The 11,631-nt window shown below is 67.8% G+C and carries 5 protein-coding genes; 3 read left to right on the plus strand and 2 right to left on the minus strand.

Translation table 11 applies throughout. The annotated features are described in order from the left end of the window. Positions 1–8: 8 nt before the first annotated feature. The 3 genes from glyA to ABZY57_RS22820 all read left to right on the plus strand — a co-directional run bounded on the left by glyA (position 9) and on the right by ABZY57_RS22820 (position 4,636). Complete coding sequence (gene glyA / locus ABZY57_RS22810; protein ID WP_356514698.1) at positions 9–1,265, plus strand: serine hydroxymethyltransferase; 1,257 nt, start codon at positions 9–11, stop codon at positions 1,263–1,265. A gap of 167 nt (positions 1,266–1,432) precedes the next feature. Further along, complete coding sequence (locus ABZY57_RS22815) at positions 1,433–3,082, plus strand: APC family permease (RefSeq protein ID WP_356514700.1); 1,650 nt, start codon at positions 1,433–1,435, stop codon at positions 3,080–3,082. Positions 3,083–3,253: 171 nt separating this feature from the next. After that, positions 3,254–4,636 (plus strand): L-serine ammonia-lyase, encoded by a 1,383-nt coding sequence (locus ABZY57_RS22820; RefSeq protein ID WP_356514702.1) that lies wholly within the window; start codon positions 3,254–3,256, stop codon positions 4,634–4,636. Between the two features lie 112 nt (positions 4,637–4,748). Here ABZY57_RS22820 and ABZY57_RS22825 read toward each other — a convergent pair whose 3' ends face one another. Together ABZY57_RS22825 and ABZY57_RS22830 are read right to left on the minus strand one after the other, a co-directional pair. Beyond that, complete coding sequence (locus tag ABZY57_RS22825) at positions 4,749–5,780, minus strand: DUF3710 domain-containing protein (protein WP_356514704.1); 1,032 nt, start codon at positions 5,778–5,780, stop codon at positions 4,749–4,751. Continuing rightward, positions 5,764–11,631 (minus strand): polymorphic toxin-type HINT domain-containing protein (locus ABZY57_RS22830; protein WP_356514706.1); only part of this gene is annotated, 5,868 nt, incomplete at its 5' end. The genes ABZY57_RS22825 and ABZY57_RS22830, both read right to left, overlap by 17 nt.

Below are 11,631 nucleotides of genomic sequence, written 5' to 3' on the forward strand. Positions count from 1 at the left end.
GAACCCTGATGTCTGTACTGAACACTCCCCTCCACGAGCTCGACCCGGACGTCGCCGCCGCCGTCGACGCCGAACTCGTGCGCCAGCAGTCCACCCTGGAAATGATCGCGTCGGAGAACTTCGCTCCGGTCGCCGTCATGGAGGCCCAGGGCTCGGTCCTGACCAACAAGTACGCCGAGGGCTACCCCGGCCGCCGCTACTACGGCGGCTGCGAGCACGTCGACGTGGTCGAGCAGATCGCGATCGACCGCATCAAGGCGCTCTTCGGCGCCGAGGCCGCGAACGTGCAGCCCCACTCGGGCGCCCAGGCCAACGCCGCCGCGATGTTCGCGCTGCTGAAGCCGGGCGACACCATCATGGGCCTGAACCTGGCCCACGGCGGTCACCTGACCCACGGCATGAAGATCAACTTCTCCGGCAAGCTCTACAACGTGGTCCCCTACCACGTCGACGAGACCGGCGAGGTCGACATGGCCGAGGTCGAGCGCCTCGCCAAGGAGTCCAAGCCGCAGCTGATCGTCGCGGGCTGGTCCGCCTACCCGCGCCAGCTCGACTTCGCCGCCTTCCGCCGCATCGCGGACGAGGTCGGCGCGTACCTGATGGTCGACATGGCGCACTTCGCCGGCCTGGTCGCCGCGGGTCTGCACCCGAACCCGGTGCCGCACGCCCACGTCGTGACCACCACCACGCACAAGACCCTCGGCGGTCCGCGCGGCGGTGTCATCCTGTCGACGCAGGAGCTGGCCAAGAAGATCAACTCCGCGGTCTTCCCGGGTCAGCAGGGCGGCCCGCTGGAGCACGTGATCGCGGCGAAGGCCGTCTCCTTCCTGGTCGCGGCCTCGCCCGCGTTCAAGGAGCGCCAGGAGCGCACCCTGGAGGGTGCGAAGATCCTCGCCGCCCGCCTGGTCCAGGACGACGTCAAGGCCGTGGGCGTGGACGTCCTCACCGGCGGCACCGACGTGCACCTGGTCCTGGTCGACCTGCGCAACTCCGAGCTGGACGGCCAGCAGGCCGAGGACCGCCTCCACGAGGTCGGCATCACGGTCAACCGCAACGCCATCCCGAACGACCCGCGGCCGCCGATGGTCACCTCGGGTCTGCGGATCGGTACGCCGGCGCTGGCCACCCGCGGTTTCGACGCCGAGGCCTTCACCGAGGTCGCCGAGATCATCGCGCAGGCGCTGAAGCCGGCATACGACGCGGACGACCTGAAGGCGCGCGTCTCGGCGCTCGCCGCGAAGTTCCCGCTGTACCCGACGCTCTAGGCGCCGGCCTGAGAGGGCCCGGCCTTGTTTTGCACAGGGCCGGGCCTCTTTCATGACCAAAGCCCCAGGTGGAGGCGACCTAGTGCCACTGAATCCTCCAATTAATGGCAAATAGGCTCCGGATAAAGGAAAGACCGCACCCCCTGGCAGGACGGACAGCACACCCCATGGACATGAGTGCAGCGAACAAGAAGGGACTCAGTCTCTTCGCCCTGATCATGATGGGGCTCGGCTCGATCTTCGGCTCGGGGTGGCTCTTCGGCGCGGGGCAGGCAGCGGCGGTCGCGGGTCCCGCGGCGATCATCGCCTGGGTCATCGGCGCCGTCTTCATCGGCATGATCGCCATGACCTACGCGGAGGTGGGCGCCGCCTACCCGCTGCCCGGCTCGATGGCCCGCTTCGGCACCATCTCGCACGGGCCGGTCCTGGGCTTCATCACCGGCTGGGCGGTCTGGATCGCCATCGCCGCGCTGATCCCGATCGAGTCCATCGCCGGTACGCAGTACATGTCCTCCTGGAACTTCGGCTGGGCCAAGGGCCTCGTCGAGAACGGCGGCCTGACCACCTCCGGCATGGCGATGGCGCTGTTCCTGACGGTGGCGCTGTGGCTGGCCTGCTACTGGTCGGTCGCCCTGCTCGCCAAGGCGAACAACCTCCTCACCCTCGTCAAGTTCGCCATTCCGGTGCTGGCCGTGATCGCCCTGATCGCCTCCGGCTTCCACACCGGCAACTTCACCGACCACGGCGGCTTCGCGCCCAACGGCTGGTCCGCGGTCATGACCGCCGTCACCACCTCCGGCGTGGTCTTCGCCTTCAACGGCTTCCAGGCCGTCGTCAACCTCGGCGGCGCCGCCAAGAACCCCGGCCGCGCCATTCCGCTGGCACTGGTCGGCGCGCTCTCCCTGGGCCTGGTCATCTACCTGGCCCTGCAGATCGCCTTCATCGGCGGCGTCCCGCCTACGAGGCTGGCCGAGGCCGGCGGCTGGAGCGGCATCAACTTCTCCTCGCCGTTCGCCGACCTCGCCAAGATGCTGATGCTGCACTGGGTCGTCACGATGCTCCAGTTCGGCGCCTTCATCTCCCCGTCCGGGGCCAACATCGGCAACGTCGCCTCGGCCTCGTACATGGCGCAGAACCTCGCGGACACCGGCTTCTTCCCGAAGAAGATCCGCGAGGTCCACCCGAGGTACGGCACCGCGCGTCCCGCGATGTGGCTGAACCTCGGCTTCTCGATCCTGCTGCTGGTCACCGTCGGCCACAGCTGGGAGGCCCTGGCCGGCGTGGTCTCCGCCGCGATGGTGGTCTCGTACCTGATCGGCCCCATCGCGGTCGGCGTCTTCCGCAGGACCAAGCCCGGGCTGCCGCGCCCCTTCCGCCTGCCGGCGGCCAGGATCCTCTGCCCGATCACCTTCGCCTTCGCCGCCTGCGCCCTGTACTGGTCCAAGTGGCCGGACACCGGCAAGGTGGTGCTGCTCACCCTGGTCGCCGCCCCGATCGCGGCCGTGGTGCTGAGGCGCAAGGGCGAGAAGAACCTGGCCGAGCAGTTCGCCCCGGCCTGGTGGCTGATCACCTTCCTGCTGTGGCTGGGCACGCTGTCGGCGCTCGGCAGCCCCGAATTCGGAGGCCACGGGTTCATCCCCGGCGGCGTGGACATCGCCGTCGTCGCCGTCTCGGCCCTGGGCTTCTACTTCTGGGCCGTACGGTCCGGCGTCAAGGCCCACTACGCGGGCCTGCCGGGCCCGGACCCGGTCCTGGACTCCCCCGCCGAGCGGGCCGACGCTGCCGGCGCACCGGAGCGCGAACTGACCCACGCCTGAGCGACCCCCTCCCGACCCGTCCGGCGGCCGAGCCGTTCACCTCACCGCGTTAAGCTCGGCTGCCGGACAAAATCCGCAGATCGCCCCGATCAACCCGATCCCCCTGATCAACCCGATCCACCCCTCCTGCCCACGCTTCCCACCCACGAGCAGACATAGGAGTCCGCAACCGTGGCCATCTCCGTCTTCGATCTCTTCTCGATCGGCATCGGTCCCTCTTCCTCCCACACCGTCGGACCGATGCGCGCCGCGCGCATGTTCGCCACCCGGCTCAAGAAGGACGGCGTCCTCGCCCAGACCGCCTCGGTCCGCGCCGAGCTCTTCGGCTCGCTCGGCGCCACCGGGCACGGCCACGGCACCCCCAAGGCGGTCCTGCTGGGCCTGGAGGGCCATTCCCCCCGCACCGTGAACGTGGAGACCGCCGACGCCGAGGTCGAGCGCATCCGCCAGAGCGGCCGCCTGCGCCTGCTGGGCACGGAAATAGGTGACGGCCACGAGATCGACTTCGACGAGCCGAACCAGCTGATCCTGCACCGCCGGCGCTCGCTCCCGTACCACGCGAACGGCATGACGCTCTTCGCGTACGACGAGGCGGGCACCCCGCTGCTGGAGAAGACCTACTACTCGGTCGGCGGCGGGTTCGTCGTGGACGAGGACGCCGTCGGCGAGGACCGGATCAAGCTCGACGACACCCCGCTGAAGTACCCCTTCCGCAGTGGCGACGAGATGCTCCGCCTCGCGAACGAGACCGGCCTGTCGATCTCCTCGATGATGCTGGAGAACGAGAAGGCCTGGCGCACCGAGGACGAGATCCGCGAGGGCCTCCTGGAGATCTGGCGCGTCATGCAGGCCTGCGTCTCGCGCGGCATGTCCCGCGAGGGCATCCTCCCCGGCGGCCTGCGGGTCAAGCGCCGGGCCGCCTCCACGGCGCGCCAGCTGCGCACCGAGGGCGACCCGATGATGCACCGCAGCGAGTGGGCGACCATCTACGCGATGGCGGTCAACGAGGAGAACGCGGCCGGCGGCCGCGTCGTCACCGCCCCGACGAACGGCGCGGCGGGCGTCCTCCCAGCGGTCCTGCACTACTACATGAACTTCGTGCCGGGCGCGGACGAGGACGGCGTGGTCCGCTTCCTCCTCGCCGCGGGCGCGATCGGCATGCTCTTCAAGGAGAACGCCTCGATCTCCGGCGCCGAGGTCGGCTGCCAGGGCGAGGTCGGCTCGGCCTGCTCGATGGCGGCCGGCGCACTGGCCGAGGTCCTGGGCGGCACCCCGGAGCAGGTCGAGAACGCGGCCGAGATCGGCATGGAGCACAACCTCGGCCTCACCTGCGACCCGGTCGGCGGCCTCGTCCAGATCCCCTGCATCGAGCGCAACGGCATGGCGGCGGTCAAGGCCGTCACCGCGGCCAAGATGGCCATGCGCGGCGACGGCACCCACAAGGTCTCCCTCGACAAGGTCATCAAGACCATGAAGGAGACGGGCGCCGACATGAAGGTCAAGTACAAGGAAACCGCCCGCGGCGGCCTGGCGGTCAACGTCATCGAGTGCTGACGCGGCATTCCGTGTAGCCCGCAACAGCGCCGATGGGGCGTGACTCTTCGAGTCACGCCCCATCGGGTTTTCACAAGGGGAAACCGATCGGTTCGAACCTTCCCGATCTAGTTCATTCGGGGAATTGCAAGGGAATCACCCGATCCATCCCACGCGGAACACTCGCGGAGTAGCTGGTGGGCGAGGAGGAAACGGCCGGCGTGTACGCCTCGAAAGAGGGGGTTACCACGACGCTCTCAAAGCAGCGGTACGCCCAATCGTCACGACTGTCGTCCTGTGCCACCTCTCCGCTCACCACCCCCCTCAGAAGCCATCCCGGACCGTCGCAGCCGAGGAAACGCACCGTCATCGTGTCCCGCCCACGGGCGTCACCGACAACTGGAATCACCGCTCTCAGCTCGACTCCCGCCCGGCCGGACCATCGCTCGACCTCGCCGCCGCGTCCGCGGACATCTGATTCGAGCCGGGTACAGATCCTCGCCCATTCCGCCTCCTCGGATGTCCTGAAGGCCTGAAGTTGCAAGCTCGCGGTCGTGTCACGGAAGAGGACCACCTCGCCGTACTCCTCGCCGGAGCGCAACTGATTGAGCTCCACCTTGCGCACGTCTCTGCGCGGGACCTTCAGTCCGCCGAGATCGAGCAGGTCCATCGTCTGCCAGCCCGTCTCACCGATGTCCCACGGACCGACGTCCACGCCGCGGTACGGCGGCCGTAGCAGGTCCCCGGATTGGAGAGCCTCCTCATTCATTGCCTGCGCCGACTCCAGAAGAACACCGACTTCTTCACCCGTCATCGCTTCCTCGGCAATGACGTGTACCAGCAGAGCCAGAACCCGCTCGAGGGTCAACACTCCGTTCGCCCGGGCGGCACGGGCCGCCGAAAGGTTGCCCCGGAGCACCTCTACCAGACCGTCGACATCCTTGCGCGGCAGCCCGGCAGGAGCCCCAGGGACAACCTCCGGCCCAGTACGGCCTTCTTCCCAGCGAAAGAGAACCAAGGCTTTGAGACTGAAGAGGAGAACCCATGCCGGCGTAACCTGCTCCCAGTCCCCCCAATTTGCACGCTTCGACGAGTTCGGTGACAGTCGGCCGTCGCGGGTGAACTCGTCCAAAATGGCACGCGCTTCGCTAACTACGACGCCCATTCAGCCATCCCTTCAAGAATTGCCAGGCACGCCACCCGACGAGACTGGCCGCAGCGGCGGCCTCCACGATACCGCCGGACGCGCCACTGGAATCTGCCAGATCTGCCATCTTTTCTGCGTACGTCGGCGCCCGGGAAACAGTTGAGGACCGGGTCTGGGCTTCGTCACCGACAGCTTGACTGGCCCGCCTCGTGGTGCCCGGCTCGGAATGAGACCGGGTTCCCCGGGGTGTGTGGTATCCGCCATTGCTCGGATCGACAAGATCAGGCAGCTCGGACGGATCTTGAGAGGCCCGTCCACGCCCCCGAACGATCTCGGGACCGCCGTCGTCCCCTGCTGCGGGACAGTTGTGGACCAGAACCGGAGCGGCGCCTGCCAGGACGTAGTACGTGTGGAAGTCGTCGACGGTGAAGTTGTGGGTGGTGACGGCGTAGCGGTAGCTACGGCTGGCCGTGACCGTGAGAGTGGTGCCGTCGGGCTGGAGAAGTTGCTCGCCGGCCTTGAGCTCGCCGGCATCGATCCACTGGTGGCGGGTTTCGCTCCAGTAGGGGTGGTGAGAGGTGGAGGTGATCTTCGCAGGCGGGCCGCGAGGGCTGGCCTCGTCGGTGAGGGTGAGGTCGGTGAATTCCTTGTCGTCGGGGGTGGCGATGGTGGCGGTGACCTGCTTGGGGTGTGTTTCGCCCGTCTGGGGGTCCGTGGCCATCACCGTGTCGCCGACACGGACGTCTTCGATGTTCTTGGTGCTGCCGTCGGCCATCTGGACGTGCGTGCCGGTGGGGAAGCTGTTCTTCTTCTCGCAGGACGGACCCGAGGAGGAATCGCGCGAACTGCCGCTATCGGCCTTCGCGGCGTCGGCTTCGTCCGCTACCCCCTTGGCCTCTGTTCCGGCGCTGTCGGTGGCTGATTCCTTGGCGGCTTTCTCCGATGCGGATTTGGCGGCCTTGGCTTCCGCGTCGCGGGCTTCCTTGAACGCCTTCTTCGCCGTGCTGTAGGCCTCGGCGGCCTTGGCGGCTCCGCGTTCGGCCTCGTGGATGGCGTCGTAGGCCTTGTTCAGTTCCTTGTAGACCTTGAAGGCCTTGATGCCGATCTTGACGGCCTTGACGAGCTTGCCCCAGGGGACGAAGTTCAGGGCCGTGTTGATGCAGGCCATGACGTCGCCCTTGGTGAAGCAGTCCCGGGCGTCGTTGTATCCGATCAGGTCGCCGACCATGTCGACGACTTCGTCAATGAGCTTGTCGCGCTTCTTCTTGGCGTCGGAGACCTTCTTCGTGGACGCCTTGAGCTCTGTGTCGGACGGGCCGTCTTCGGATTGTCCGGGGTGCTTTTCGTACCAGTCCGGGTCGTACGTGGAGCCGAGGTCCGAGCCGTTGCTGCCCGAGCAGTAGCCGGCTCCGAAACAGCTCTCCAGGCCCGTCGGGTCGGACTTGTTGACAGGATCGTTCTCGGAGTAGCTGTACGCGTTCCACTGCTGGGGGTTGTTCGCGTTGATGATCGGGTCGGCGCTGATGAAGCGTCCGGTGGTGGGGTCGTATTCGCGGGCGCCCAGGAGGGTGAATCCGGTGGACTTCTCCTTGGTGCCGCCGACGAATCCCTTGTCGCCGGCCCATGCGCCGAGGGCGGGCTGGGTGCCGCGTTCGTTGCCGAACGGGTCGGACGCCCGGCGGACGTGGCTGAGGTCGGAGGCCTTGAACTGGACTCCGCCGGTGCCGTGGTGGTCCGAGCTCTGGTAGGTGAGCGTGGAGCCGCTGGTGGTGCTGGTGGTGCGGGTGACGGACAGGCCGCCCGGCAGGCCGTAGGTGCGGACGTTGGAGACCTTGCCGCTGGCGGTGTCCAGAGTGATCTGGTCGGAGCCGAGGTTCAGCGTGGTGCTGGTGGGGTCGCGGCGGATGAGCTGGTTGCCATCGGTGTCGTAGAGGTAGCTGGTGCCGGCGCTCTCACCGGTACCGACGATCTTGTCGAGCTTGCCCTGGCCGTTCCAGGTCAGGGCCTTGGTGCCGGCGGTGTTGGTGATGCCGGTCGTGTTGCCGGACTGGTCGTAGGTGTAGGAGATGACCTTGGTGCCGGACGGGCCGGTCTCGGTCGAGGTCATCAGCGCGTGCGGACCGCCCGTGCCTCCGCCCGTCTGGGGGTCGGAGCTCGGGGTGTTGTTCTTCGGCCCGAACGTCTGGGTGACGGTGACGTCCTTGGCCGCGTTGCCGGTGACGTCCTTCTTCACCAGCTTCTTGCGGTTGCCCATCTGGTCGTACTCGTACTGCTGCCAGTACGGAGCAGGACCACCGACACTGGGCTTGCCCGTGCCGTCGACGGCCGGGCCGGACGCGTTGGTGCAGCCGCCGATGCCGCGGACGCTGGGCGCCGGAGCGGTGGTCTGGGTGCCGGTGTCGGTCCAGGCCTGGGTCAGGCGCCCGAGGTAGTCGTGGGTGAAGCACTGCAGGTCGCGGCCGGTGCCGTCCTGGGTGTCACCGATCGAGGTGAGTCGGCCGACCTTGTTGTAGGTGTAGTCCAGGACGTCCACGCTGGCCGTTGCGGCGGTCTGCTTGTCCAGGGTCGAGCGGACGGCCCGACCGGTGCCCGCGTCGAAGTCGACCGTGGAGACGACCTGCATGCCGGTGTCACCGACGGTGCTGCGGATGGCCCGGCCGTAGGGGTCGTAGCGCATGTCCACGAGGTACGGGGTCCGGGCGAGGCCGATCTTGCCACTGAGCGACGTGGTGTTGCCCGCGACGTCGGTGCCGAACGTCAGCGTCTCGACGCCGAGTCCGGCCTTGGGGATGCCGGGCAGGGCCGCGGTCTTCAGCTGCCCGTAGGCGTCGTAGGTGTTGGTCGTCTGGTACGTACCGGCGAGTTCCTTCTCCGACGCCGGGATGGTGACCTTGGTGCCGAGGGGGCGGTAGCCGCCGTCGTAGCCGGTGACCTCCGTGACGTAGGCGCTGCCGGTCTTGCCGCCCACGTAACGGGTGGTGGCGTCGGGCTTGCCGAGCTTCTTGGTGTCGTAGGTGAAGGCGCCGACCTGCTTGGCGGGGTCGGCGGTCGTACCCTCGTACGTCGCGACGGTCCGGCCGAGGAGGTCGGCCTCCACGGTGGCGCTCTTGAAGCGGGCGTCCGTGGTGGTGGTGAGGTTCTTCTTGTCGTCGTAGACGGTCGTGCTGATCCCGGCATCCGGGTCGGTGGTCTTGACCACTCGGCCGAGGAGGTCGTAGGTGAAGGTCCACTCGTTGCCGGCGGAGTCCTTCCGCGACAGTTCCTTGCCCTGCGGGTTGGACAGGTAGGTCGTGTCGTCGTACGCGCCGGTGGGCGTGTTGGCCTTGTACTGGCGAAGGATCGAGGTGGTGCCGTTGGTGATGGTCGCCGTGGCGAAACCACCGGCCGGCGGGGTCTCGCGTGTCTCGTCGACGCCGGGGTATTCGGTCTTGGAGCGGGACTGCTCCACGCCGAAGGACTGCTTGATCGTGTCGGTGACGCGGCCGAGGCCGTCGAAGACGGAGACGGTCTGCGCCGGGATCTTGCTGTCGGGCTGGACGCCGCCGTTGGGCAGGAAGACTGCCGCGGACGGTGCGCCCTGGTCGGTGTAGTAGGCGGCGCTGGTCTTGGTCTGCCAGCCGTGGGAGTCGAACAGGGCGTCCGTGATCATCCGGCCGGCGACACCGGAGGGTGCGCTGGCCTGGGTCTGGCGGACCCGGCCGAGGCCGTCGTAGATGGAGTAGCTGGAGGTGTAGGTGTTGTCGTTCATGAGCGCCTGGCTCAGAACGGCGGACGGCGCGTTCGTGCCGTTCATCATGTACGAGAACTTGCGCACCGGGAGCGCGCTGTTGGCGCGTTCCTGGCCGGGCTGCCAGATGGAGGTGACCCGGCCGAGGGCGTCGTACTCGCGTTCGGCGACGTGGTTGTTCTCGTCGGTGGTCTTCAGCGGCTGCGAGCGGCCGATGTCGAGCGTGGTGGTGGACTTCCAGCCCAGCGGGTTGGTGTGGGTCACCTTGTCGGGCAGGACACCGGTGGCCGGGGAGTACTCGGTCGTGGTGACGGCGCCGCCCGGGTGGGTGGCGTCGGTGCGGACCTTGTTGGTGTTGCTGGTGACGCGGCCATAGGCGTCGTAGGTGGAGGTGGAGTTGAGACGGTAGACCGGCTTGCCGGTCCCGTCGTACTTCTCCAGGACCTCGGTGCCCGTGCCGTCGGCCGTCGCTCCGACCTGGCCGTAGGGCAGACCGTCGAAGTACGAGCGGGTGTCGCCCACGGTGTTGGCCGCGGTCGGGGTCTGACCACAGACACCGGAGATGACCAGGGTGCGGGAGGCAAGCTCCGTGACCGCGCCGCCCGGGCCGGTCGGGTACTCGAAGGTGGTGCACAGACGCTGGTCCGTGCGGGAGGTGTCGCTGTTGTCGTCGACCTGGAGGGGCCGGGTCGTGAGCGTGGTGTCATACGTCGACGAACGCTCGGCGGTGCGCCAGCTTCCGTTGGCAAGTTTCGAACGAGTGGTGACCTTCGCCGTGTTCACCGCTCGGGCCGTGATCGGCGGCATCCCCGCCGACTGGTTGCGGGTCGCGGTGACCGGGCCGATCCACGGAGTGGTGACCTCGTCGGAGATCACCACGCCGCCGTCGCGGTCGTAGGTCTGGCTCTGGCGGACGAAGCCGGACAGGACTTCTTCGTCCTTGATCGTCCCGCCCTGGGTGTCGGTGACGTTGATGCTGCGCTTGGTGCCGTTGGCCAGGACGTCGCCGTCCATACCGCGCAGGTAGGTGGTGACGTTCTTCGTCCGCGGGGCTTCGCTCGCGTTGCCGTTACCGGTCTTCATGGTGACGGTGGCGTAGCCGCGGAACTGGTCCCAGGTGCGGGTCTTGGGGTCGGCGAACTCGGAGTCGTTGCGGTGCCAGGCGATGCCGCCGCCGTACTCGTAGTCGGTGACCTTGGAGACCTGGCCGCCGACCTTGTCCTGTTCGGTGACGGACTGGACGATGACCTTGTTGAACCAGTCGTTGACCGGGTCCGCGAAGGACTGGCCGGGCAGGTACCACTTGACCGGCATGCAGGCCATCGTGTTGCCGTCCTCCGAGGACGGCATCGTGCCCGCGAGGCGGGAGCATTCCGGGGCCTTGTAGGCGACGTTGATCTGGCCACCGGTCTCGGTGGTGATCGTCTGGATCCGCGGACGCCGGTAGCTCGGAGCCGAGGCATCCGTACCGTCGGGGCGGCGGACGACGCCGTCCACGCGGTTGGGGAACTGCGTCGCCTGGAACGACACCGCGGGGAGCTTAATCGCGGTCTTGTTGTTCGAGCCCGTCCGCTGGATCGAGTCGACCCACAGCGTCGGGGACGTACCGTCGCCCGGGTCCTGGAACGACTGCTTCAGGTCATAGGTGTCGACCCGACGCCAGCCCGTACCCGTCCACACCTCGGTGTAGATCTGCGGGAACTTCTTCGTCGTGAAATACGTCGGGGAGAGGTTCAGGCACTGGCCGGTGGCCGGGCATTCCTGGTCGATCGGAGTGTCGGGCCAGGACTTGGCGTTGGCCTTGACGCGCTGGGCGGTGTCCGTGCAGGTGACCGTCCCGATCACAACACAGCGTTCGGCGTTGGTGATGACCACCTGCGCGGCCGGCTTGGCCATGCCCTTGGCCGCTATCTGCTCGGGGAGGCGCTGGCCGTAGCCGATCCAGGTCGGGTAGGAGCCGCGCTGGTACTTCGTGTTGGTGCCGGTGCCGCCGTTCTGGCCACCGCCACGCCCGTAGTAGTTGTCCTCCTGCTCGTAGCGGTAGGTCACCAGGTTCTGGTGCGGGTCCACGACGTAGTCGAGGTTCCACTGCCAGCCCAGCTGCTGCCACGTACCGTTCGCCGGAGTCGTCGCGCCCAGGCA

It is taken from the genome of Streptomyces sp. NPDC006450 (assembly GCF_040612195.1).
In the GTDB taxonomy this organism is placed as follows: Bacteria; Actinomycetota; Actinomycetes; order Streptomycetales; family Streptomycetaceae; genus Streptomyces.